16 protein-coding genes and 2 pseudogenes are annotated in these 25,909 nt (G+C 60.0%); 10 read left to right on the top strand and 8 right to left on the bottom strand.

Translation table 11 applies throughout. The features are described from left to right. Positions 1-151: 151 nt before the first annotated feature. Positions 152-340: a hypothetical protein gene (locus tag IC66_RS47250; RefSeq protein WP_028170338.1), complete on the bottom strand. Its 189-nt coding sequence runs from the start codon at positions 338-340 to the stop codon at positions 152-154. 161 nt (positions 341-501) lie between these two features. Between IC66_RS47250 and IC66_RS48535 the strand changes: the two genes are divergently transcribed. From IC66_RS48535 to IC66_RS0132615, 6 genes are all read left to right on the top strand, one after another. Continuing rightward, positions 502-897 carry a hypothetical protein gene (locus tag IC66_RS48535; protein WP_011084401.1) on the top strand — a complete coding sequence of 132 codons (396 nt, stop codon included), beginning with the start codon at positions 502-504 and terminating at the stop codon, positions 895-897. Continuing rightward, positions 875-1,729 carry a site-specific integrase gene (locus tag IC66_RS0132635; protein ID WP_011084400.1) on the top strand — a complete coding sequence of 285 codons (855 nt, stop codon included), beginning with the start codon at positions 875-877 and terminating at the stop codon, positions 1,727-1,729. Before IC66_RS48535 ends, IC66_RS0132635 begins: the two co-directional genes overlap by 23 nt. A gap of 510 nt (positions 1,730-2,239) precedes the next feature. Further along, positions 2,240-3,973 carry an ankyrin repeat domain-containing protein gene (locus IC66_RS0132630; protein WP_011084399.1) on the top strand — a complete coding sequence of 578 codons (1,734 nt, stop codon included), beginning with the start codon at positions 2,240-2,242 and terminating at the stop codon, positions 3,971-3,973. Further along, positions 3,970-4,773, top strand: a complete 804-nt coding sequence (locus IC66_RS0132625) for a hypothetical protein (RefSeq protein WP_014498104.1) — start codon at positions 3,970-3,972, stop codon at positions 4,771-4,773. The genes IC66_RS0132630 and IC66_RS0132625 overlap by 4 nt, the downstream gene beginning before the upstream one ends. Positions 4,774-4,784: 11 nt before the next feature. Next, positions 4,785-5,906, top strand: a complete 1,122-nt coding sequence (locus IC66_RS0132620) for a hypothetical protein (protein ID WP_014498105.1) — start codon at positions 4,785-4,787, stop codon at positions 5,904-5,906. A 290-nt stretch (positions 5,907-6,196) separates the two neighbouring features. Continuing rightward, a complete protein-coding gene (locus IC66_RS0132615; protein WP_011084396.1) occupies positions 6,197-6,802 on the top strand; it encodes a hypothetical protein in 606 nt (201 codons plus the stop codon). Positions 6,803-6,967: 165 nt separating this feature from the next. Here IC66_RS0132615 and IC66_RS0132610 read toward each other — a convergent pair whose 3' ends face one another. Further along, a complete protein-coding gene (locus tag IC66_RS0132610; RefSeq protein ID WP_011084395.1) occupies positions 6,968-7,315 on the bottom strand; it encodes an HAD hydrolase-like protein in 348 nt (115 codons plus the stop codon). Positions 7,316-7,355: 40 nt separating this feature from the next. After that, positions 7,356-7,673: pseudogene (locus IC66_RS0132605) on the bottom strand (transposase domain-containing protein); the annotation flags it as partial. On the opposite strand from IC66_RS0132605, the pseudogene IC66_RS0132600 reads away from it, so the two are divergent. Then, positions 7,575-8,229, top strand: a pseudogene (locus IC66_RS0132600) (IS66 family transposase); the annotation flags it as partial. The pseudogenes IC66_RS0132605 and IC66_RS0132600 overlap by 99 nt on opposite strands. A gap of 39 nt (positions 8,230-8,268) precedes the next feature. On the opposite strand, the gene IC66_RS49275 reads toward IC66_RS0132600, so the two are convergent. The 4 genes from IC66_RS49275 to tnpA all read right to left on the bottom strand — a co-directional run bounded on the left by IC66_RS49275 (position 8,269) and on the right by tnpA (position 9,753). Beyond that, entirely contained in the window at positions 8,269-8,433 is a 165-nt protein-coding gene (locus IC66_RS49275; protein ID WP_014498108.1) for an IS66 family transposase, read from the bottom strand. 27 nt (positions 8,434-8,460) lie between these two features. After that, on the bottom strand, positions 8,461-8,892 hold the full coding sequence (locus IC66_RS0132595; protein ID WP_011084391.1) for an IS66 family transposase zinc-finger binding domain-containing protein: 432 nt from the start codon (positions 8,890-8,892) through the stop codon (positions 8,461-8,463). Positions 8,893-9,073: 181 nt separating this feature from the next. Further along, entirely contained in the window at positions 9,074-9,295 is a 222-nt protein-coding gene (gene tnpB / locus IC66_RS0132590) for an IS66 family insertion sequence element accessory protein TnpB (protein ID WP_370141156.1), read from the bottom strand. 26 nt (positions 9,296-9,321) lie between these two features. Beyond that, the gene (gene tnpA, locus IC66_RS0132585) at positions 9,322-9,753 is read right to left on the bottom strand and encodes an IS66-like element accessory protein TnpA (protein ID WP_011084389.1); all 432 of its coding nucleotides are present in this window, start codon (positions 9,751-9,753) and stop codon (positions 9,322-9,324) included. 233 nt (positions 9,754-9,986) lie between these two features. Between tnpA and IC66_RS43820 the strand changes: the two genes are divergently transcribed. After that, positions 9,987-11,444, top strand: a complete 1,458-nt coding sequence (locus IC66_RS43820; protein ID WP_014498110.1) for a hypothetical protein — start codon at positions 9,987-9,989, stop codon at positions 11,442-11,444. Here the strand turns inward: IC66_RS43820 and IC66_RS0132580 are convergent. Continuing rightward, positions 11,355-13,193 carry a hypothetical protein gene (locus IC66_RS0132580; protein WP_011084387.1) on the bottom strand — a complete coding sequence of 613 codons (1,839 nt, stop codon included), beginning with the start codon at positions 13,191-13,193 and terminating at the stop codon, positions 11,355-11,357. The genes IC66_RS43820 and IC66_RS0132580 overlap by 90 nt on opposite strands. 148 nt (positions 13,194-13,341) lie before the next feature. On the opposite strand from IC66_RS0132580, the gene IC66_RS0132575 reads away from it, so the two are divergent. Together IC66_RS0132575 and IC66_RS42800 are read left to right on the top strand one after the other, a co-directional pair. Beyond that, positions 13,342-25,647, top strand: coding sequence for a hypothetical protein (locus IC66_RS0132575; protein WP_038950471.1), 12,306 nt, complete (start codon positions 13,342-13,344; stop codon positions 25,645-25,647). A 14-nt stretch (positions 25,648-25,661) separates the two neighbouring features. Continuing rightward, positions 25,662-25,909: hypothetical protein (locus tag IC66_RS42800; RefSeq protein WP_157158134.1), on the top strand; the 248-nt coding region annotated here is incomplete at its 3' end.

The following is a 25,909-nucleotide window of genomic DNA, read 5'->3' as shown; positions in this document are numbered from 1 at the left end:
GCCGGCCCATATCGGCTCAAACAGCAGCTCGTCGCAATTGAGCTATCGCCCGCGCGTTGATTGTATGTGCCAATGGGCACTGGCGATCTCGAGGCGGATAGCACCAACGGAAGGATTCGCAATAGCAGCAGCGTTGAGCAGAACGTTGCCGTTACTCAGCGTTGCCACACATTTCGAATCCCCACATCTGCCCCTTGCTTCTCGGCAAGCGCACTCCTCCGACGAATAGAATCGCGTCGATGCCGCCCGCATAAAGCTCGATCACCGTTAGTCCCTCGCAGATCGCGATTCGGCTAACATGATCGAGATAACAAAGCGCCCGAAGGGCGTTGGTCTGCACGATCCACTCCGTCTTGCTGTAGCAGCGGCCGTGGCATTCCCCGATGGTTCGATGACCGCTTCCGGACTGCGCAGAGAGAGCGCCCGCGGACGACTCATCATCGAGCGCATTGCGGGCAAGGACTACACAACACTCTTTTATATAGAGAGAATGAGGGAATTATGCCGCGTCGAAGCAAGGGTGCCAGGCTCCATCTCAAGGCCGCTCGACGAGACAAAGCCGGCAAGATTACCCACCGGGCAACGTGGATCATCCGAGACAACGGCCTGGATATCAGCACAGGCTGCGCGTCAGATGAAATTACGGCCGCCGAGCAAGCGTTAAAGGATTATATTGCCTCGAAATACGCCCCCAAGCGCAAGGCCCAAGACATTGAATCAATCCCGATCGGGGATGTGCTCTCGATCTACCTCGATGCAGAGCTCGCCAAGCTCCGCGATCGCTTCAAGGTCGCTGAAGATGATGAAGAGACGATTCCCGGCATCCGCAAGTTCAAGGCGGATTGGGCGCCTGAACGATTGGTGGGGCGCAAAAATGCTAGCCGGGGTCGACGGTGAGCAGTGCCGTCAATACGCTAAGGAGCGCGGCAACAAGGGCGGCTCAAGGCGCGATCTTGAAGACCTACGCGCAGCTATCAATCATCATGCGGCGGAAGGTTATCATCGAGGGATCGTCAAGATCACGTTGCCAGCAAAGGGCGAGCCCCGCGATAAGTGGCTCACGAGATCCGATGCCGCAAAGCTGATCTGGACGTGCTGGAGATACCGCGAGCTGCAGAAGATGTCGCGGGGGCCACTGAAAGGCCAGAAAGTCGCGACCGGAAAGCGGCCCTTACGGCACCTGGCACGGTTCATTTTGATTGGTGTTTACAGCGGGTCGCGAGCCGGCGCTATCGCCGCCGCTTCGCCGATTCCGGCAGTCGGCCGCGCGTTTGTCGACCTGGAGCGCGGTATATACTATCGGCGCCGCCAGGGCGACGCAAAGACCAACAAGCGGCAACCGCCAGTGCCGATCCCGCCGCGCCTGCTTGCGCATCTCAGGCGTTGGCACCGGATCGATCATCACGCGAAACACTTCGTGGAATTCAATGGAAAACCCGTCATCTCAGTGAAGACGGCCTTCAAAACCGCCGTGCGACTGGCCGGCCTTGGCGTGGGTATTTCGCCCCATACGCTTCGGCATACAGCAGCGACTTGGTTGATGCAGCGTGGCGCCGATCCGTGGCAGGCAGCGGGCTACCTAGGCATGTCGCTTGACGTTCTGCTCAACACCTACGGCCATCATCACCCCGATTATCTCGCAGACGCCGTTGAGAAGATCGCCAAGCGAGAGAGGAAGATCGAAGGAAACCGCGGCAACTTCGATTCGGTACTGCCGCTGCGTCGATAGAAGAATGGAGTTCGTGGGGATTGGATTGCTGGTGCAACCCGAACTGATGACTATCGAGCTCACCCGACGTCCGTCAGAAGACCTTTGTTCGAGGCAGAGAGAGTATCAGGAAATTCCCATTGAAAAATAGAGCATTTTTCGATCTTGCCGGACAAGCAACCACTGTTTGAGCTACGGCCTGAAGATAAATTCCGGCTCCGTTCCGTTAATGGCCGATCCATCCGCCGACCATCAAACGACCAACGAGCGGCGAACTAGTTGAACCAACCACTCTAATCGTTAGCCTATCCTCCGAGGGCAAAGGTCCACGCTTTCGGATCGTGACGGGCGGGCCAAAATGCAATAAGGTTGATGCTGGCAAGACATGCTACCTTTGCTTCGCTCCAACATCACGCAACCGCGTGGCAGCTAAGTGAGGGCAAGAAACTAGAAAAATCCGGCTATATTTCATAGACTTAAGTGCCTAGTTCGCACAAACAATAATGTCCCAATTTGACTTGGGGAAGGGCTGTGCTGTTGAGCGAATTGTTGCGCGAGGCAGTTATTGTTGCACTGGTCCTCGCAATCAGTTGGTCAGCCTCGGTAGGTGGTGCTGCCTCACAGGAGCGCCCGTCTGACACATTCAGGGCATCGGCAGTCTCCCTGCTAGCCAGTTTTCTTCGAGTGAACGCCAGCTTCAAGGGTTGCAACGCGAAGGAGGGCTTTGCGTTTATCGTTGGCGAAAACGACGACAAGCTTTTCTTGGCGGTGCCGGATCACGTAATCCACTGCCGGGTATTTACTCCACCGGTTGCCGAAGTCGTCCAATTGGGGGGGTATTCGAGCGACGGGAAGCCTTTCAGCTTTGGCCGGGCAGACCCGATCGCCTTGCCTGCGGCGGGTACCAGTGGCTCCGAGGACATCGCCTTCCTATCGGTACCTAAGCCTCAAACCTGGACAACGAAGCACACGTTAATGGCGGACGCCGCCGAACTAGCGAACGGTACGGCTGTGACATTTCTGGGCTATTTACAGCGGCCGATCATCCCCCAACAGCTAGGTGTCGTCGTTGATGTCTGCGACACCGCTTATACAACCAAAGCATGTGGAATCCTGGTTGAAAGGCTTGCGACGCAAGTCGGGACCTCTGGCGCGGTCGTCTTCAACGAGCAAGGACACGTCGTTGGATTGAACATTCTGGGAGAGCGCGATGAATCGCTTGCGCTTGCGCTTAGGCTTGATGAGATTCGGAGAATTGCAGAAAAAGCCGGGGTGCCGTGGAACATTTATACTGACGCCGAGGAACTCAAGTTCGGCGAGCGGTTGGGACGGGCCATCAATGGCGGCGACCGAGAGAAATTTAAGGCGGTCGTGGCCAAGCGCATCAATCTCGATCGATCATATAAGTTCAACGATGAGAATAGCCCGTACCCACCGCTTGCCGTTGCCGGTTGGGCGAACCAGATCGACATGGCCGTGACTTTGATCAAGTCCGGCGCGCGTGCTCACTATGGCCCCGCTATTGGCGCGGCAATGGCAGCGCAGCGCTACGATGCCCTGAAGATCATGCTGGACGCAGGCATGGGTACCGCGTGCCCTTTTAATACCGCGCTCAGCAAGGGAGATGAGACTTCGATCAGGATGATCCTAGCGGCAAACTCCCGCGAGCTCGTAACGGGAAACTGCGGCGGGCTTACGCCAGTGAATGCAGCGATCAAGGCTGGAAGAGAGGACGTCGCAGCAGCCTTGTTCGAGTTAAGGCCAGCCGGCCTAGGCGACGAGGACCAACTGCTTGTTTCTGCTATCCTCAAAGGGCAGTCAAGCATGGTTGAAAAACTCCTGAACACCGGCGCTGGCAAAGGGTTAGTGGGCGATAACGTGACGGGAAGTCCGCTTCATGCCGCGGCTTTTGTGGGAAATTCAGAACTGGTCGAGCGATTGCTAGCGATGGGTGTGCCCGTGGACCTTCGCGACTATCAGGGCGGGTTGTATGGACCAACGCCTTTTGAAGCAGCGATTTTTGGCGGCAACTTCCAAATTGCACGGCTGCTAGCCAAGCGAGGAGGTAGCCCGCTCGGGTACCGCAACGGCAAGGAGCGTATCTTCAGTGACCTTATCTTTTATAAGCTGACAGACGTCCAACAACAGCAGGCCAGACGCGTGGTGATAGAACTGGCTACGGACTACTGCAGTAAGCTAAAAGAAACCCAGTTCAGCGAAGCACGCGACTTCCGCATTCAGCGACGGAATTGCGAGAATCTATGACCACCTGTATCAGTGGCTCACGCTTAATGACCATCTTGCCGGTCGCGGTTATTAGCTTTTCGTCCATTCAGCGGTCACAAGCCGCCATGGACTGTGGTGCCGTGCTTACGATGGACAACCAATCGCCGGCACATGGCGCGAGTTCGTACGGACGGCGCTCTGAGGAGCGATGCGAGGGGACTATTCGGGAAGATCAAGCTGGCTCGGTCGGTGTCGCGATATTGCGTCTCGAAGTCCTACCAAGGGTAGACCTCACTTTGGTCAAGACCGTGACGATAACTCGCACCGCCGATATACCCAAAGGCGCGAGCGCCATTGCAACCATTTTGGAGAGGACAGCACAACACTTCTATCGTCTCGACGCGGCGCTCGATAAGGCGAAGGCCGTTGCTTGGCCGCTCGACGATGTTGCCAAACCACTTGGTGTCTCTCTGACTAGCCTGGACCTGGTCGGTCGGATCCAAGATCCGGCACAACCTGGACAGACGATCTTTTTCCCCATAGCTCTGCGCCAGCCACAGTCAGCTGGTCCCTCCGAACAGTCCGACCTCGCGCTTCGGATGATGCTTACAGCGCCGGCCCGAAATGTATCTGTCAGCGTCGGCCGCTCCGACCTATCCAATAAGTGCACCGTTGATCGCGAGCTTCTGAGCCTGGCATCCTCGTCGCCTTCAACGCCCATAGAATTGACGCTACCTGCTGCTATTCCCCGAATGTTTTGTATCGAGGTTACCTTCAGCACCAAGAATCTTGACGGGAAGTTCGTCGAAGGTAGTACCTACCTGTCCTTTCGAAAATAAGGGGGCGCGGCATGGGTCTGGAGGCCGCTAAGGACTGGGCCCGAAGCCAGAAGCAATTGGCACTCTCCGAACTCGACGCTGCCCGTCGAGCCAACGATGCCAACGCAATTGAAGAAGCTGCCAACAGACTCATACACCTCAGCCAGTTCACAGTTGCGTTGAGTGGCGAGGCGCCGGATGCGAGCGATGGCAAGCTAGGACCAGGGGGATGGTTTCTTCTTATCGGGATAGCATGTGCGTTGGTTGCGCTATTGCTCAGCATTCACCCCACCGCCGGACTGATTTCAATGGAAGCGTCGTCCCGAGGTGTTCGTCTCGCATTCGAGAAAGACGTTAGGCTGAAGGGAGAAGGACTAGCATTCGTCGGATACGACATCACCGAAATATCTGGAGCCGCAGCGGTCACGGACGCCCGAGGCGGGGCCACGTTACCGCTAAACGTAAAGAACGAGCGACTTAAGATTGAGGCAGACGCAGCTATCGCCGAGATCCACGTCGCGAAGGATGACGAACTTTCCGTGGAGCTTTTCGGTTCCGATCTAATGCGGTTGTCCCTGCACGGTCCGGGGTCCGGCATAGACTTATCGCTCAACGGCACAGCTGTTCGATTGCTCGATGGCGATGGCAAGCCTCTCCAAGCTGGAGCGCTCACGGCAAAGAGGAATGTTCATTTTCAGAGCGGACCCGCACTTGAAGTGCTGTTGACGAGACGGCCAAAAGCCGGTGAACGTCTGTCCGTCATTCAATATAGCGGTCAAATGGGCCTAATCGCGTTCGACAAGCGGGTGCCCGTCAATGGCATACTGAATGGCCGCAGCAACCTTCTCCAGTCAGCGACGGTCGCATTTTTGGGCTTCGGCGACGAAAAAACGTCCCCCTTCGGCGGACAGGCACTTTCGGTAATTAGGGGAAATGGCGCTTTTGAACTGAGCGCCACGGCCACGACGCTGAATGTGGCATTTAATGGCAACGCCGTAGACGTTCGTGGTACCCAATCGACTCTCACGCCGAGCCTTCTTCACTGGCTATGGAAGAATACAACAATCACTTTCACATTTGGTGCAATCATCAGCGTTCTTGGCTTCCTTCTAACAAGTCGCACTCGGATACGCGAGTTTCTAAACAAGGGTTAGGCTTAGAGGTCCATTCAAAGTCCGAGAGTTCATGCAGCATGACTCGAGGCCCCGGTTTGGACGCTTGAATCACGTCCAAACCGATGCCTTCAATCAGCGGAAGCCGGACAATCGGCATTTCCGAGATTGCCCCCTTACCGGACATGCGGACATGCCAAAATCGACGTAAATGGACGATGCGAGCCAATTGCTGGAATTTCTCTGTGATGTAAGGTGAGTGTATTCCCTGAGCCGACAATCGCGTTGGCGCCGTACCAACTTTACTTTGTTACTTGGCGGAGTTTGCGCAAATGATCGATCCAAAAGTCGTCAAGACATTCATTGGACTTATAAAAGAGCTTGTTGGGGCGGGTTTCAAAATCGACGCGAAGCATAAAGGGCGTCTGGGGAAGAACCTTCGAGAAATTGCAGAGCTTCTTGAGACCACCAAGGATCAACTAGCGAACGGCATGGTGCCGCGTGAATCGTCGCACCAAGTTGCAACACTTATCAATTTCACAAACGACACCCTACAAGGCGTGTTCAAAATTCCCAACGCTGATGAGTTGGACGACATATTCTCGAAGCAGCTTCCCCACATTGGCTACTTGTTACGCAGCGCCGACGTGTTCATTGATGGCAAACCTCGAACTGGCCGCCACAAATACATGTATGGGCTGGAGGCCCGCGACGGTGATTATCAGGTTTCGCCTCAATCCGTCAGTTCGGCCATAGAGGAAATTGAACGAGCTGCAGGTCGACTTCGCGGCGCGGCGAATTTTCTTGATCCCAACGCCGGCATCAGCAGAAATAGGAAGTCAAGCAGCAAGCCCAAGGCCTCAAATACTTCGAAGGGAAACATCGCAGCAAAGAGAGGTTCGGTGAGGAAGGCTGCCAAACCAAGCGGCAAACGCTAGGCATGCGGCCTTAGTCCAGCTTCGTAATTGAAGTAGACAAAGTCAGTTAATGGACCATCTCGCCGTTCCGCTGCTGTGCAACAATACGTCGGCTATCGGGGCAGAGCGGACTTCGACAAGCCGTCAGCCCTGTACGTTTGTGGGTTCACGGCCTACGTAAAGCCGTCACGAGCCGAAAATCGTCAACGCTGGAGGTCCACTGGATGCAACGCACTTGTAATGGCTCAAGTTATCAAGCATCGCTACAACGCCGGGCATAGGCTTTAAATCGCGTGCAAATAACTCTGAGACGCGCCCGCGATCGTTGTTTTCAAACGTATCGGGCAGGCTTCCGCCGATACGATGTTCGATATCGGCGAGAATAGCCGAGAGCTTTTTGCCACGGTATCTTTTGACTAATACCTCGGCAGGATCGCTCAACTCCGGCAGCAGGTCGAGAAAGGCTTGATTACAAAGGGTCTCGCTGTCAACGAGCGTTCCATCCAGATCAAAAATGACACAGATATCTGGCATCTGCAAAAGGTCCCACTGCCGTTTCAGTGTCGTCCCAACCTTAGATCACTGTATTGGCTACAGCCATGATTTCGGGCTTGTCAGCATAGGCCCAAGGCAGCAGATCATGTATCTCGCTATTTGGATGCCCATTGACGATTTTGTTGAGGACATCGGTCGGGTAGGCAAGCGGATCGACATCGTTCAGCTTGCAAGTCTTGATCAGGGAGGCGATCACTGCCCAATGCTCGGCACCGCCGTCGGAGCCTGCGAACAACGCATTTTTCCGATTGAGGGTGATCGGACGGATCGCGCGTTCGACGGCATTCTTGTCGAGTTCGATACGGCCATCATCGATGAAGCGCGTCAGTCCCTCCCAACGGATTGGGTCGGCCATGCCGCCTGGCACCTGCGTCCGCTGCACGAACGACTTCTCGTCACGCTCCGGCAAAGATCAAAGCTGTTCGCCGACGAGACAACGGTGCCGGTGCTCGATCCGGGCCGTGGCCGCACCAAGACAGGGCAACTGTGGACCTATGCCGTGGATGACCGGCCATGGAGTGGGCGCCGATCCGCCATGCGTCGCTTATGTCTACGCCCCTGACCGCAAGGCGAACGGCCGATCGCTCATCTCGAAGGCTTCAAGGGGATTCTTCAAGTCGACGGCTATGCCGGCTACGGCAAGCTCGCCGAGCGCGGCGACGTTGCGCTCGCGTTCTGCCGGGTGCATATGCGGCGCAACTTCTACGAACTCGCCACCCCCGGCCCGGCGCCAATTGCCAGCGAGGCGCTCAAGCACAACCGAGTTCTACGCCATCGAGAAGAACATCCGGGGCCGCAGTGCCGAAGAGCGGTGCCTCATCCGGCAGCGCAAGAGTCGGCCACTCGCCGATACGTTCCAGAATTGGCTACGCGCAAAGCTCGCCCTGATCAGCCAGAAGGGCAAGCTCGCCGAGGCCATCCGCTATGCGCTCTCACGCCAGCATCGAGCGATCCAGCGCGATGCCTTGCCGCGCGTAAATCTGGACCTGCCGGTACAGCGGCAGATGATCGGCGCATTTGGACACCAGAACCTGGGCGACGGTGGCCTCGGTCGGCAGCCCGCCCTCGATCAACCGCGCCGGAGCCGGCGCTTGCATGACGCCGTCCTCGCAGGATCGGCAGGCCTATTTGGGCCGCCGGGTGACCAAGATCCGGAACTGCGCCGGCACTAGGTCCAGCCGCTCGCTTTTGTCCTCGCCGATCCGGTGCAACTTGCCCTTGCAGCAGGGACAAGTCTTGGCGTCGATGTCGACGACGACCTCGATCCGCGGCAGGTGCGCCGGCAGGGCTCCACGATTGATGCGACGATTGCGGGCCCGTGTTACGCGACCTTCGGGCGCTCTCGCATCCTGCTCTGCTTCGCCGCACGCTGCGACCTGCTCGACGTCTTCCAGACCAAGCAGCATCTGCTCCTCGCGCTGTGTCTCCGCCCGGCGGCCAAAGCGATGGCGCTGCAATTCCTTGATGATCTGGCACAGCCGCTCGCTCTCGCACCGCTCGGCGAGCAGCATCGCTTTCAATATCTCAGGATCGTCAGGCAGGGAGTCGCTCGGCACCAGCAAATCAGATCACACTCGGCGGCACTTTGCGACGAGCGCGGGGCGTCTGATTCATTTCGCCGCAGCGCTGCTAACAATTATCCGGGCTGCGTCGGTGTCGCCGTCTCCCGTGCCTCATGGACCCGCCGCCAGTCCAGCCCCTCCAGCAGCGCAGACAATTGCGCCGCCGACAAACGCATCACGCCATCCTCGATCTTCGGCCAGCGACGCCGTTCTCCAAACGCTTGACGAACAAGAACAGACCCGTTCCGTCCCAGAAGATCAGCTTGATCCGGTCCGCTCGCTTGGCCCGAAACACATACACCGTGCCCGAGAACGGCTCGGCCAGCATGCTCTCGCGCACCAGTGTGGACAGCCCTTCTGCGCCCTTGCGGAAGTCGAGCGGCTTGGTCGCCACCATCACTCGAACCGTCCCGGATGGACCGGTCACCGGCCAGCCTTCAGCGCCTGAACGATGGCCGCGATCATCGTCGCATCCGCGCCACGGCCGACCCGGATCGTGACGCCGTCGACCTCAATCTCGATCATTCCGACGTCGGACCTGGACTTGCATCGCGGCGGTTTGCGCTCATTGCCAAGAACAGGCGTCTGCGCGACCGCGCCTACCACGGCCGGCACGAACTGCAAGTCTTCCGATCGGGAACGCTCGGCCGCGGCTTCTCGCAGTTGGCGGCGCCAACCAAACTGCGGCGATAATCCATGGCGCCGAGCCACGGCACAGACCGAGTCACCACTCGCAACGATCTCGGCAACAATCCACGCCCTGTCTTCGTCGCTCCACTTCCGCCGACGACCGGCGCCGGTGAAGACTTCCAGACGCCGAACCGGCTCCGTGATAGCACTATGCACTGCGTCCATTCTACGCCTAGCGGTCGAAACTAACCGCAGGCTCGCAGATTACCACTTCATCCGAAACGTGGCCGCAGGACGCCGCTTACCCTAGTTCGATGGTGATGCCCGCTATAGTCGGGCCAAGGCCTGCTCGGATTTCTAGTCTTAGCTTCGCACTTCGGATATCCGATCGCTTGCAGCGGCGCCTGCCAAAAGGGCCTAGTTGCAGCACCTAAATCCGAATCCCGCGAGAGAAACAAGTGACGCTACGCTTAACGCGCGAACAACTCTATGAATTGGTTTGGCCGGAGGCCATGAGCCGAATTTGCAAAGCGATCGGCATTTCTGACGTGGCGATAGCCAAGCACTGCGGCAAGGCGGATATACCCATCCCGGAACGCGGATACTGGAACAAGCTGCATGTTGGTCAAAAGGTTACGCGAACGCCTCTTCCTCCGCGCGATCTCGCAACGATCAATCTGATTGAAATGGGTGGAGCATTGCCGCCCGAACTAAAAGCTCGGATTACCGGTGAGCCCGGCATTGACGGCGAACCGGAGAACATAGATGTGCTGACGGAGCGGTTTCGGAAGCGTCTCGGCAAAGTAAGCTTATCCCGCGACCTGACGCGCGCAGATCCCGCCATCGCCAAACTGCTCAATCGCGATGAAACGATTCGTCAGAAGATGGCAGCAAGCTCCTTCCATTGGGAGAAGCCTCGTTTCGAATCATCCTACGAACGGCGGCGTCTACGCATTCTCAACTCAATCTTTCTCGCCTTTGCCAGGGTGGGGGGAGGAAGTGCTTACATCCGCGATCGGGAGGCACGCGAGATTTCAATCCGCGGACCTGCGGGCGTCAGCATAACTTTGGGTTCCCCAAAGAAGCGTCAGGCCCGTAACCGGCGCTCTGACGATGCGGACGCAAAGGACAAGCTGGAGCTACGGGCTGAAGGTGGTCGGCACCATCCAGATATTATTTCGAGTTGGATGGATGATGATGCAGGTAAGCTCGAAGACAAGCTGACTGAAATTGTGATCGGCCTTGCTGTTGTGAGTGAACGCGAATCGCGGCGATGGCAGTCCGAGATGGCGACGTGGCAGCGCAAGCGTGAGGAAGGGGAAGCCGAAGCACGGCGCAAAGCTAAGGAGAAAGCTGAACGCGAAGAACGGGAACGCATTGCAGCCGAGGAGAAGGCGCGCCGCGATGGGCTTTTAACCGAGGCCAAGAACTGGCGAAATGCCAGGCTAATACGTGAATACGTCGAGGCAAGACGCAGATCAGAAGTAGCGCAAGTGCCAGAATTCGAAAAATGGGCGCGTTGGGCGCTGGAGGTAGCAGATCAGATGGATCCGCTCTTCAACATTAAGTCTAACTCTGACATTGAGGGCGTCAAAATTCGTCCGTCTCGGAAACAGAGTTTCCGCCTTCACCCAGAGCCGGTGCTTCCGATAGCCAGTCGTCCTGATCAAGCCGATCGTGGCTACGCATCTTGCCATGCCCGGAGCGACAGAGCGATACGCACCGCGACACTGCGCGCCTCAAGCGCTTGCAGGCTTGCGAAACCGATTGGACCGGCTATTGTCTGGGCGTGCGGATCGGCGAACGATGCCGGAAAGTCCGCGCGGTTAGTGCTGCACTGGTTTTGGCGACGGCGTGTCAGCAGCCTTTGCCACAAGATAGGTGGCGTGACTGACAGCCAGCATGGCGGCCATTGACGTTCCTACCGGCGGCAAAGCGCCAATGAGGACATCAACCTTCTGGATCACGAGCAAGATTTCCTGCGCAGTGAGATCGCGGACCGCCGCGAAGATCGCGTTTCCGTAGGTGACAAGCAGCCCGGACGTTATCAGCACCATCTGCACGCGCGTGATGTCTATCTTGTCCTTGTTGTCGGTGTCTTCACCCAGGAACCAGTCTGCAATGGAGGCGCGGTGCCGCGGGTCGTATCCCGCGACCTTGTCCTTGAACATGGTCACGCTGCCGACTGGCTGCGACCTCTCGGACGAAACAACCGTTGGCGAATCGTCGGTGCCCTTGATTGACTTGATCAGCGTGGACAAGACGGTTGACCCGAACGAAATCCCCAGCACACCCCAGATCCCGGTAGGGATATCCGGAAAGAATCCATTCTTGACAGCATTGGGCAGGTCGCTCACCGCTCTTGGGAAATTACGGACCATCTCGGAGACAAGACCTCCGTTGAAGATAGCGATCGCCATCACGCTCGTCAGTACGAGAACAGTCCAGGAGGTCACTTGGGCGAGCGCGAGCGAGTATCGGCCATTTGGACTGATCAGCGCACCAAGTGGAGTACCGTTGACGCCCTTGCCCAACCCAACAAGCACAAGGATCACGCCGAGCATCATCAGAGCCGTTGGCATACCAAGCGACACGGCCTGCGCTCCGCTCGTCGGCACATGCCAGCCAAACAGCCACCAACCCACGAATTGTGCGGCGTGTCCGACCCACGTGTCGGCCTTGATGACGAGATTTTGCGCAGCAAACTTGACCGCGTCTCCGAGCAGGGCAAGGCAGAACAGATTTTTGGCTTGATCGTCGGCCGAAATCGGCTTCTTCGTTTTCGGATCAACTGGCGGTTTCGTTTCGTCAGCCCATTTCGTCAACCGTTCAACGCACGTAGGTCCTTGATCGGAAAAGAGGTCATACAGTTTTTTGTCACGACTCTTTCTCGCGTCATCCAGCGCTGTGCCGCTCTTGCCTTTTAGAGTGTCGGCTGCGGTTTCGCAAGCCTTCTGATCCGGCCCCCCTCCAGCTGGACACGCCGGCAACGGCAGGGAACTGCTGAACTTCTGACCGTCTTCGATCTGCCGATTCGCGAGCAGATCATACGCTAGGCTGAAGCTGCTCGCGGTCCACAGCAAGCTGAAAGCCGCTAGAAAAAAAAGCGCGCCGCCGGAAAGTCCTATCCCCCAAGCTGGGCTTCGATACCAGCGTCGCCGGTCCGAAGGCCGAACGACACCGGAATCGGTATAACCGGAGACGTAGGGCAACTCGTCCTCGGCAGGAAGTTTGGGCGATTCAAAGAGCCGGTAGGTTCGCGTATCGGCGCCGGTACCGGCAACAAAATCGCCGCCGGACGTGACATCCGCGTCGAACATCCAGGCGACGGATGTTGGCGGCAAATTGTCGCGCGGCGGCGCGCCGTTTTCGTTGACCTCCCAGAGCACTGCGCGCGCTGGCAACTCCATCTCGGCGCGATACGTGTTCGTCTCGACTGCGCTCACCGTCGACGACATCGCGTTGTAGGTGACCATTGCCACTGCGTCGTTGGCGCGCGGCGCCAGTTGCTGTTTCAGATTTCCACCGAGACCGCGGCGCTGAGCGGCGGCGGCCAGCTTAGCGACCACCGCGTGTAATCGTGCGAGCGTCTGATTGCTACCATCCTTAGCCGCGAGCCCCGAGGTCTCTCCCCACACGATCGCGAGTAATTGCTGATCGGCCATCTTGCGTCCCCCGGCGCGGTTGAAAAACCATTTCTAAAAATCTGACGATGTCGCTTGGCAATGGCCTATCATTTATGATTGAATGGCAAGATACAACTGAAAATTGTTGGCATATTTCGCCAACTCAATGCCGACACCGGGGGCGTGGATGGCGGCGAGCATAATTTTTTTCTCCGGCGCAACGAATGCGCTGACCATCGCGGGCCTAACCCCGAACGATCCATTCAAGGTCGAGGAGATTCTCGTCACGACGCCGCAAGGCAGCGGAAGAATCAAAATCAATCCGTTTGTAATTCCGTCCCATGCATCCCAGACGCCCGGCCATCCACTAGAATCTATCCTGATCGAAGACGCGGATGTCGCGCTCGATCCGTGGAAGCTAAAGTCCTGGAGTCAGATCCAAAAGGACATCAAGTCCCTCAGAGACAGTGCGGCATTCGCGCTGGCCGCAGCCGCCGAAGCTGAACGGGACACGCTGCGGCAAGCGCTTCAAGGCGTATCGATAGACCTTGCGGCTGCAGGCTTTTTCGGCATCAGCGGGATACCGTTCGCAGCGGCCGGAGCTTTCGAGGCCCATCTCGGTATCGACATTGCGGCTTTTGATCCTGGCCAGGACGATACTCCACTGCTGACCGCGACGCTGACCGGAACTGGCCAGATATCGGTGCCGAACCAAATCACCCGCGCTGACGTCCGCTTTGAGGTCTCGCTGACCCGCAACGAAGTGGTCGATCTGCTGCCCTCGATATCGCTGCACCCGCTGCCCCAGTTTCCCGCGCTGCATCTGCGCTGGCCGAAGATCCCGTGGCCCCAACTAAGCTGGCCCGCGCTCGATTTGAGCGGTCTGATCAATCTGTTCAAGTTCGATCTACCGATTCCGAAACTCGATCTCGGCAAGTGGCCGATATCGATCCGATGGGCTACCGCGCCCAAGCCCACACTGGCGATCAACGCGCAGAAGCAGCTGGAGATCACCACCAGTCCGGCGCAGCGCGGCGATGGTACGCTGATCTACGAGAGCGCAGGCCACACTACCGATATCGCTGCGATCAACGGCTTCGGCATCACGCTCGATGCCGCCGGCACATTGTCGCTTGCGGGGAAAGTCATCCCGACCGGCGTGCCCCCCATCGATCTGCCAGCGACCACCATCGAAAAGCCCGACGCGCTGCCGTTCAAGATCGAACTGGCGGCCTCGGAGCTGAGCCTCGCTATGCCCCCGGTCGACCTCTCAAATCCGACGGCGGTGGGCGTCACCGCCACGCTCAACATGCCGCGCATCCTGGTCCGCGCCAAGAACGATCCGGCACTGCTGATCGCCGTTCATGCCGCCTATTCACAGACGTTCGACACCCTTACCGGCAATTCGTCGGGCCAACTGACCGCGCTGGAAATTGTCGAACCCTATCCGGTCAAACTTGTCGCGCTGGCAGCGCAGGAAGCGGCCGATCTTGCCCAGGCGCTGGTCCGGTTCGTGTCGGCGCTCCACGTTCAGGGTCCGAACGTCCCCGATCTGTCAAATGTTCTCAAGGTGCTCGAACGTTTCGCGGACATGATGGCGGCGGCAGTGCGCTGGCTGGCGCAGCAGGCCGGCTCCGCCGCCAGTTCGCTGCTCGGCGTCGCCGAAGCGGTCGCCGAGGTCCTGGCGAAGCTGATGCGCATGCTGTGGGATGCAATCAAGGCCCTCGGGACGAGCGGCCCCGGCATCGCAATCGTCGTGGAGGTGCGGCTCGACGCGCGCAGCTATGCGCTGCGCCAAATCGTCATCACGCCGGCATGGGTCAATGCGCCGGGCGGGAATTTTTCAGGTCAGGAGCTCGGCCTCAGCATCGACATACCGCTGGACTGGCAACCGATGCTCCTCGTCGAGCTGGATGGCTCGCCGAGCGTCGCGCTGATGGCCGTACCGCCGGTAGGTTCACTCGCAACCTTGGGAACCGATCTCTGGCTGTCGCGCGACGCCGGCGTGGAAGCCGTGAGGGATACCGACCCGGACGGCAAACGGGCTGATAAGCGTCTGATCCAAGCCACCGCGAAATTCAATACTACGACGGCGATTGCGGTCATCCGCCTGAGTGGCGGCAAGGCCCAATTCATGCAGGCCTGCAAGGCGACAGTCCAGGCGACGCCGATCATGCCGCCGGCCGGGACCAGCCTGCCCGCGGGCTTGATGGTCGCGCGCATGACGGGCGCGATCACCTATTCGCCGCTCGATTGGGCGAGTGTCGATGTCAACATCGAGGCTCAGACCGACAGGCTGCTGCCGTTCCTTCAATCATCCAAACAGAGTACGCCGAAGTTTGTTGACGCGCTCGGCCAGTACATCCAGGTCACCGCGAAGAAATCTGCTGTTCCGGTCGGAAACGGTGCCTTTGATCTGCCGATCAGCGTGACGCTGAAAATCAAGGACGCAAATGTCGATTTCGATCTCAACGTCCACATCGACCTCACGAATTTCAGCGTACGATTGTCCGGCGGCGATAAGGTCCGCATCTTCGGCGAAGCCAGCAAATCGGATTTCAGTTTGCTTGGCCTGAACGGCAACATCGTCCTGAATGCGCCCAGAAGCGCCGATTGGCCTGCCGGCAAATTTCCGTTCTTCGGGCTGGATTTCTCGAGCGGCGACGTGCGCCTCTCACTGGCTCCTGAGGCGCGGCTCGACCTTGCCTACGGCCAGGTGGCCAGCGGCGGCCGCGGCATCGTGTTTCATGTCGATGAGCTCGGAATGTCGCGCAGCGGGCTCGACCTGGCGGCCAAGGTCGACCGTGACACTCCGGTGCAACTCGCCGGCGTCGACATGCCGTTCCGCTTCGATGGCGGCGGGCTCTCGATCAAGAACAGCGAAATCCAGGCATTTTCGATCAAAGGCTCCGGGCAACTGCCTCCTGAACTGGTCGGCGAAGCCAACGCCACGATTTCCATCTCGATGGGAAGGGGAAGCGACGGCTCGCTGATTGTGCAGAGCGCCGAAGCCAAACTCGACAAGGCCAACGATCCGATCGTTTGCCACGCCACACGGTTCGTGCTGACTATCACCGCGCTTGGCCTCGAATTTCAGAACTTTACCGGCAATGGCGCCGGCTATCATTTCTACTTCACCCTGACTGGGACCGCGGTATTCCAGCCACGGGAGGGCGAATTCACCGACGGGCTGCTGAAATACCTCGGTAGCATTACCATCACCCTGGACAAGGCGCCGCTCGCTCGGGATTCGTCGATGCTGCTGCGCGCGATTAAGTTCCAGGTCGCCGTGGTTCCGGCCAAGCGATTCAACTTCTTCAATCTATTCAACTTCGAGCTGCGCGGCATCGGATTCCATCCGGCTTCGCCGGCGTTCGGCGGCAAGCCGGCATTGTCGATTTCCGGACAGGTCAATTTCGTCGAAGCCGGCGATATCGTCAGCCCGAGAATTGATTTTCACGAGCTATGGATCGCGCCGCCGAAGGCTGGCCAGTCACTCCCGCAGATCCGGTTCGACGGATTGACGCTCGGCATACGCTTCGGCGGTGCGGCATCGATCGAAGGCACGGCGATGACCGTGGACGATACCTTGCCGAGTCTTTACTCGCCGGGCGCACTTCCAAAGGACGTCACCGTCCACGGCTTCCTTGCTTCCGGCAAGCTGACCATCAAGGGCTGGGGCGCTATGTCCGCCGCGATGGGCTTCCTCGAGCTTCGCAAACCGGGCGGCGATTTGCGCCAGGCGTTTTTCCTTTATGGCGAGGCCGACGACCTTTCGATCGAAATACCGACCCCGGTCGGTCCGATCTATCTTCGGGAGGTCGGCTTTGGCTTCGGCTACCGCTTTACGCTCGCCGCCTTCAACCGCGCCGATCAGGTGACCAACGTCAAGGACCTCATCAAAGTCCTGGACGACATATCCAAATACCAGGGCAACCTTGCCTCGGTAAAATCGTGGGAGCCGGAGGCGGAGGGCAATCGCGTCACGCTGGCGCTACGGGGCTTGATCACGATCGAGAGCGCCTCCGAGGAAACCGAATATAACGCCGACGGCGAAAAGGAGCTTCCTAACCCGATCCTATTCGACATCGTCGCAGCCCTGCGCAGCGACTTCACCTTCTTCTTGAACGCGCGGGTCTGGATCGCACGCAACTACGCTGACTGGCATGATTCCAGTGTCAATGATGGATGGCGCAACAACCCGACCCTGCGCGGTTATGTCTACCTTTCAGTCCCGCGCAAGGAGTTTCTCGGGCGCCTAATCGCCGATGGCACCGGCGACGTCGAGGGTACTCATCCAAAACTGCCGGCGCCGCTCGTCAAGGCCATGAAGAACATTCGGTGGTCGGCGACGACATACATCCGTCCCGGGCTGTTCCACCAGGAATTCGGCTGGCCTTACGAACTCGGTTTCACGTTCGAGGAGAGGCAGAGCGGCGGCAGCTTCCAGATCGTCTGCGAGGGCGGGCTGATCAACCGCATCGAGGACGGCTCGATGCTGTATGGCATCGCCTTCCGCGCCCGAGGTTACGCCCAATTTGGCGGCCAGGTCGGCGGCCGCTCGTTCGGCGCTTCTGTGGCGGCGCGCGCGGACTTCGCCATCGATGCAAAATTCATTGCGTACATCTCGGTCAAGCGCTTCAGCGAAACACTGTTCTACGGCTCGATCGCTTTCGACATCTCGCTTTCGCTGCAGGTTCGCGTATGGCTCGAGTTCAGTGTCGGTTTCACCGACATCCATCTGGAAGTCGGTTTTTCGATTTCGCTGACGATCTCGATCGCACTTGAGGCCGCCGCCACGCCGAACAGCATCGCAGCGCGTGGTGCGGCATCGGTTGCCGTCGGGGCGTTTGGTCGTCACATCCGGCTGGGTATCGGGTTTGCGATCAATCCCGGACGCCTCGACGAGGCACGGGCGCGCGTCGAACGCTTCATGCAGCTTGGCCTTACGGTTGCGATGCCGGACGCTGAAAAGGGCATCGCGCCGCCGGCACCGGAGCTGCCGCGCGGACCTAGTGCAGCCGATGCCGACCAGGCTGCCAACGACGCGCTGGACAAGCACGACGCGGTGACCGCCCCCGCACCCGGCGCGGCCCCGACCGCGCAGGGGCGGCCGCTGCAGCCGACCGCGTATTGGGCGATGCTGTTTCCGGTCGCCGGCGACCAAGGCACCGGCGACGACGAGCGATTTGTGATGGTCTTCGTGCCCCGGGATCACACCGAAACCGGATTGGATACCAACAAACTCCCGACCAGCAGAGATGGCCAGTCCTTCAGCAGCTTCTACCCACCGCCGACGATTTTCGAGTCGGGCGGCGGTGTTTACCCGACGGCGCTGCGCATATCGACGCGAACGAAAGCAGACGGCACTCCTTTGATGACGCCCGTCGATCTGTTCCGACTTGATGCCGAGTCAGGCAAGCAGCCTATCCAATTCGGAACCCCTCCGGCAACTCCCGTGCCGCTGACTTACAATCTGGACTGGAAGATCGCCGTGTCCGGCGGCGAAGCGCTCCCGATGGGCCGGTTCCTGTCGCAATGTTTCATTCGGCAGCCAAACGCGGCCGGCGCGGCGGATCTGAACGAGCCGTTGAATACGCATATCAAGGCTGACCGCGAGAGACTGCCGGATAACCGCGAGTCCGCCGCTCAAGTGCTCACCGAAGCGGGCCGAGATCAGATCAATCTCGGAATCGAATATCGCGCAGCCAACGATATCGAGGAACGACGCTCGGCCGCGATCGCCTCGTTGTGCGATTCCGCAGCCAGGCTTGCGGCCGGCGCCGATGCTTCCTGGCAGGCGGGCGCGGCTGAGGTCGGGCTGGACATCCGGACCATGGGAATTGCCTTTGTCGTGAAACGAGGCGACATCGACAAGCTGTTCGAACGGGCTTCAGCCGACGATCTTCCGCGTGTCGCAAATTTCAACGTGGATTCCGCAGTCAGCTCGATCGTTCCGCTCGATGGCAACGTCCATCTCTTCAATCCGCCGGAACGGATGTTCAGGGAGCGCGCGCCGAGGCTGGCCGATCCGGTCATCGAAGCGACCGCGAGCGGCATCCGGCTCGACTGGGACCTCGAGCCCGCATTCGGCGCATCGACCGGTGTGTGGAACGACCCTGAATTCAACCTGAAGCACTACCGGATCGAGCGCGTCGTAACGACGCCGGATAGCGTCGACAGCCAGTACAAGCCGATGCGCATCACGACCAAGGCGGCCGGTCCCATGCGTCTGGTGCGCGACCCGGTCACCGCCAATTTCGTTTGGCGTTTCGTGCGACCCAACGCGCAATTCGTCGACGATCTGTCTGACCTTCCCGATGAGCTGCGCCGCTTGCTGCTGCCGCCGTCGAACATACCCGCGAGCAAGCCGGGCGGACCACCGGCGAACATTCCGAACCCGCCACCCAATGTGCTGCGCTACGTCGTTGTGCCGGTCGACACGGCCGGCACAGATGGACCGCCGACGCCGCTGGTGTTGCAAACCGAAGCGGTCAAGCCGGCGCGCAAAAGTGTCAGCCGTGCGGTGCTGCATTTCGAATATCGCGGCAGCAAAGACCAGGTAATCGCCGACGTTACCTCGACGGCCTCCTTCATACCGACCTTTACGCTCGGTATCGACGACGCTGCCGACCACCCGGCCGCCGACCCGAAGAAGCGCAATGACCTGAAGTCGCCGCGCTCCTACGTCGTGCGGGTCCGGAATGAACTTGCGGTTCCGATCGGGCTCTATGGTTCGGATGCGGTGAGCGACGCCCGTGCACGGCCGTCCGCGGCCGACTTCGCGATCAAGCGCCCGACAGACCGGGATTTCGTCATCACCTTGACCGATGGAGTGCTGCCCGGACCCGACGCAGGCAAGGTAAAGGAGCCGAGCTTCGACGACCCGACCGGGGTCGTGGCCGCGGCATTGCCGCCGAAGCCGGGGTACATGATTGATAACCTGGATGGCTTCAGGGAGGCCATCGGAGCAAAACGGACAGCGCGGAATCGGCTCGACAGCGGACCGATCGGCGTTCGCTTCGCGATCCAGCCCAAGCTTGACCTCGGCCTTAAAGGCGTTGAGCCGCCGTGGTGCCCGATGGACGCAACGATCCTGATTGATCTGACCGGCGTCGCTACCAAGGACAATTTACCGGCGGTCGCCGCGCCGGTCGAAGTATTCGAACACCCGGTCAAAATCGAGTCGGCGCCGTTGCTGTCGGAAGATCTCGATGGGGACGCCGGCCGGGTCACCATCCTGCACCCCGACAAGGATGCCACCCTTGCCCAATTGCTCGGCTGGAACGACGGCTCAACAGGTACGCCGCCGGTTCGGCGCATGCGCGATGCTGCGCGCCGCGTCGCTACGAAGGTTCGATGGAACGCCCGGCCCGCCGCATCAGACACGCTGGCCGCGGACCATAGTGCCAAGCGGTCTGCGTTGTACTTCGGTGGATACGACATTTTCGAGCTCGATGTCGCCGGCGAAGCCGAAGGCGCCACCAGTGCCCCGGCGGCGCTGAGCCTGCGTTACCCATTCAGTAATTCCACCGTGGATGCCAATCCTGGCACCGCACTGCGCATCCACACCGTAGATGGCACGATGGATGCGATCTACGTCGGCGGCGATTTGGCGGCGCTGGACCGGCTTGACGATTCCGGCGACGCTGCCAAAGGCCAGATCCGCCTAGTCCAGATCGACAATCTGGCGAACGCCCTGACCTTCGATCTCAAATTATGCGTGCGCGCGCGCGGCTATCGCAAACTCATCGTCGAGCCCGTACGCGGCAAGCCTCCCTTCGCCAATGGCAAAATTCTGGCACTGATTTTCACACGTGATCCTCCCGCAGGCCACCTGGCGCGCGTTCAAGCCTTACCGCCGTCGCTGGCGCGGCTCGATCCAGCCGAAATCATTGATTTCGCCAAGCTCGAGGCGCACTATCCAAGTGAAACCAGCCGGCTGTTGGCGTCGAGCTCCATAAGGCAGGGCGCGTGGTATTCACCTGCGGAATCCTTCCTTGTCTGGCCGGAGCGGATCTTGCGCCGCTCGCTGGCGATCAATGTTGACGAGCCGCTGTTGACCGAACTGCTCTCCAACGGTCGGCCTGAACGCATTGCCGTTGCACTCAAGATTAGCGATCAACTCAGCGGCGAGGTGCGGCGGCTTCTGGCCGACGGAGCCGAAGAAATCCTGCATCCGGAAGGACTGAAGGCACAATGGACCGCCGCGGTCTTGCGCGAACTCTTTCAAAACCTGGTCTGGAATGCGAACGCTCCGGATATTCGCGCGGCATTTGAAGCGAACCCCGCACCGTTCCGCAACGCGCGCATCACCGTCCGGGCCCTCAAACCCGGCGCGACCGGCGCGCCGGACATCGTGCTTGGTAGCACCGACTGGCAGATCGATCTCGACCCGCCCGTGCATCCCGTGCTCGCCGACGTCATCGACTGGGCGCGATATCAGACCGCGCCGCGCCTCAGGCTGCGATACCCTCAGTTGGATCTGGCCAAGCCGGCTATAGAGGCGATCGAGACGTGGCTATCCGACCCGGCAACCAACATCGGACCCTCGGTCCAATTCTCCATCGCAGACTGGAGCGGCCTGGTGCCGGCGCTCGGCTTCCAACTCGGCCAGGACTTCCAGTTCCCGCCGGCGGGTCAAATCACCGAATTACGGCTCGAAGTTCCGAAAGGGAAAACGGCAGCCAGTCGGACCGACATCGTCAACCAGATCATGACCGCGATCAGTCGGCTGGCCCTGCGACTCGACGGCGTACAAGTCGCAGCACTTGGCGCGCAGCAGGCGGCGGCGAAACTCGTCATCAATCTCGGCGCAACACCAGGTACGCCCGGTCCAGGTCCACAGCCGTTCAAGATCGCGGCGCAGACCAGGCCGGGACCGCGGTATCGCCGTTACGAACCGGTTCTGGAGCAATCGCCCAAGATCGGCGCAAAGGAGGTCGCAGGCTGGTTCGATGAAACGCCGGTGCAGCGCGATCCCTACGGCTGGAGTATCATGCGCAGCCTCGGGCTCGCCGCGGGCCTCAAGCTCTACGACACCGAGGCCCGTGACTATGTCCCTCCCGCCGATGCGCTGGAGATCCTGCGGACCGCCTTTGATGAGATTCTGCGGAGATATCCGCTGACCGATTTCGGCTCGCCGTTCGTCGATATCGTCACCCACGCCGGCGGGACCATGTCGCTGGCCTCGTTCGACGGCGGCATGAGTGGCGTTGCGGCCAACGAAGTAGCTGCGCTTCTTGACGATAAGGCGTTGTCGCTGGTCCAGATTTCGCTGCGACCGACCGTCGATAGATTTGCCGGCGCTTGGGTCGACAGCGGCGATGAAAGGGGCGGAAGCCGCCAGCCGATCGATAAGGTCGTGGCGTACTTCGCCATCAAGTCAGCCTTCCCGGACCGTACCGACAAGGCGAAAATCCAAATCGATCTGAACGGCCTCAATCCTGCCCAGGGGCTGGTGGCCATTGCAGAGGTTATCGATCTTTCGTCCGGACTGGCGAAACCCCCGATCGTGACGTTGATCGCCAAGGCCGATACCGGCGATGCGGTCAAGACCTTGCGCGAGGCCATGCTCGACGGCGCCGGCGAGCAGCAAACGCTCGAAATCGACGCTAGCAAACTCAAGAAGGGCGACATTGCAGCCCTTGCGCGCGTCACCGTCAACCTGGCCGATGCAGCGGCCGTGTTCGGCCAGCCTACCGGCGCGGCATGGGTCACCGGCGCCGACATCGAGCAGGTCGCATCACCCGACGATTGCAAGGTGCAGCCTTTCGGTCGCTTCCCGGAGATGACGGCACGGCGGTACAGCGCACTGGCCGGGCCGGGGGGGCACAAGTCCTTGCTGGACGCAATCAAGCGCTTCCGCAGCTACGCGCTGCGCCGCCTGCCGGATGGGTGGCCAAACGCAACCGACGAGCCGACCGTGGTGGCGCGTATTCCCGAATGGACGCGGCGCTTCATCGAACACGGGCCTGCGTCGCGGCCGGAGCGGACGAAGATGCCGTTGTTCGCGATCGCCGAAGTCACACGCCCGGATCCTTGGCGCGTCGGCGTGGCCGGTGACGGCACGATGGAGGTATTGTTCACGCATGACGACCGCAAGCGGCGCTTGAAGCGGTACGCGGTACGCCCATACGGAAGGTACGAGGCTTTCACCGATGCGCTGACCCACGCGACTGACCCCGACGTTCCGCCAAAGCCGCCGCGACTCGGCGGCGCTTGGGTCGACGTGCTGGCTGACAGCACCGACGCACAACAAAAGTTCGAGAACAATTGGAGCCAGCGATTCTTCGACGTTGTGATCCCGCGAAGCGAACCTTTGGCGCCTCCGGTCCTCGTCGATGCCCGGCGCATCGAGATTCTGCCACCGACCGCCGCCACCGATCCCGCGCCGCGCAAGGTGCTCGAGTTTCTTTACTCACGACATCCGGAAGAAGTTCTTTCCGAGGCCAACGTCACCGTCGAGGGCGCGTTGTCGTTCGAGACCGTCTCGTTCGGCTTCTGGCGTGAATTCCCGATGCAGAGCTGGGCCAACGACCTGCAAGCGAATATCGACACCACGGAGGCGTTTGGCGGCTGGGACCATCGCCCTGCCCCGTTCAAGCTGATCGACAGCAGCGACGAGTTCGGCGGACTTGCGCAATTGCCTCCGCCGCAGGGCAAGACCGACTTTGTCCCCGGCCGCTACACTGATGGCTGGCGTGGTGCTCTAGCGCTACGCACCGAAGCGCTTCCGTTCTTCTTCCGCACCCATGTCGCAGCATTTGCCTCGGCCGGCGTGGTGGTGTCGGAGCCGGTCGTCGCGACGATCGAGGAAGGGCACTACGAACTCGCGTTGCCGTGGAGGCCGAGCGTCCCGCCCAAGCCTGGTGACATCAATGCTCCCACTCCGCCGCCTGACTGGTGTGTCAAAAGGCTGAACAATCCCGATCGCGTCTGGGTAACCTTCCGTCTTCCCCTTGCGCGGTTGTTCGATTCGATGCCGCAGGACTCGCGGAAAGTCTGGTTGCAAGCCAACAATATTCCCGACGTCTTCATGTTGCCCGATCCAGTGGCGCGCTATGAGATCGGCGTTGTCGCGACTGATGACGCCGGGCTGTCGGCCGCATCGGCTGAACTCGACATCATCGGACAGCAGCGGCCAGTCATACCAGTGCCCGGGCAGCCGGCCGCAGCATCCGGCTACCGGATGAACCTGGTCGGCCCCTTGTTCGACCCGTCGTCGCCGACGTCTCCCCCCGTCGAGCCGCCCGCCGTCAACGGGATATGTTGGAAACTCTATCCGTCGGTGCTGGTAAAGGGCGACGCGACGCTGCCATCGGAAAAATTCGCGCCATCGATCGCCACGACGGATCCTACAAGCGGTGGCGGCGACCCGTTGCGCAAATTCGTGCTTGCGCCGGAAGATTTTGGCGCGGCCGGAATCTGGCCGGTCGTTGCGCCGACCACGACACTCACCTTCGAAGTGCATGTCCCCGCCGTCAACACTGGCTGGCCGGCCTTTACCGCAGCCGTCGCGGCGTGGCGCGATGTCTATCAAGACTACCGGGCCATTGTGGGAGCCAAGGACATTTGGGAATTCCTTGATCTTTGGGCCCGCACCAATTGGCCTCCGCCGGCAGACCAGCCGAGACAATTCACCACCGCCGCGTTCGCCGCGGGTCTTCCGTGGCCATCGACCCTGCCGGCCGACGTCAGCACCACCCAGACTGGCGGATGGACATGGCCGACGCTCGCCAGTAGCGCCGGCGGCATCACGCAGCGCCAAAGTGTCCGTGCTCTCATCCCAAGGACCGGTTACAACGCGGCAGATTTCAAGACCATGATCAGCGGACCCATTTGCGCCGAAATGCGTCGCGTCGTTGCCGCGCGCAAGGAGGCCAAGAGCCGCTTTGCGAACTATTCGCCGCTCAACACCGTGTTGCCGGCCGATCCAGCCGTCCTGCCGGCGTCCGGCTCCATCGCAAAGGCGGCCTATCGCCTCGCCACCACCAAGACGCTGCCAAGTTCTGTCGATGTGATTGTCGCGATCCCGATCACTGTCGATACCCGCGCGGCAGGTACGTACGCCAAGATCAACGCACTGATCCTGGCGGTTGAAGCCAGGGATTTCACGGCAACCGCCATTCTCGATCTCGGCGCCTTTGAGGACGGGGTTGCCGCCGTGCTGGAGATGCATCTGCCCTGTCAAGCACTGTCCGACCCGAGCATTGTCGCAGCACTGGGGGATCTCGATGGCAACGCCATGGCAAGGCTCCGCGTCTGCTCGCTATTGCTGCGGCAGCCACCTGACGACGGAGAGCGCAAGTCGATCATGGATGCGATCAATCAACTCGCGTCTGATCCGCAAGAGGACAAGGCCGGCCTAGTGAAATTTGTGGACCGCTGCCTTGCCGACCAGATTTTCGGCAGTGGGCGATCGCCGCGCGTGAAAGTCTACCGCGGCACAGCCGTACCGTTGTTTGATCCAATCGCAAGAGCAGGGGCGTAGCGATGGCTGGTCGCATGACCGCATTTCGCCGGGTAGGCATCGACGGGCCTGACTATGGCAGCAACGGAGCGCTGTGGCAGGCCTGGCTCGATCTCGGCTCGCAACCCAAAGCGGCCGACCAACCGCCGCGAAATAGTTCGATCCGAGTGATCTTGCAGGCCGCGCGCGCCGATCAGGTACCCATCCAGGATCAGGCCGACGTCCTGTTCCAGGAACCGATGTTGCTGGCGATGGCGGCAACAACCGTCGACTTCCGCAACGA

Origin of the sequence: Bradyrhizobium genomosp. III (genome assembly GCF_000261705.1) — a bacterium.
GTDB classification, from domain to species: Bacteria; Pseudomonadota; Alphaproteobacteria; order Rhizobiales; family Xanthobacteraceae; genus Bradyrhizobium; species Bradyrhizobium ottawaense.
This window is presented reverse-complemented; position numbering and strand designations above follow the sequence as displayed.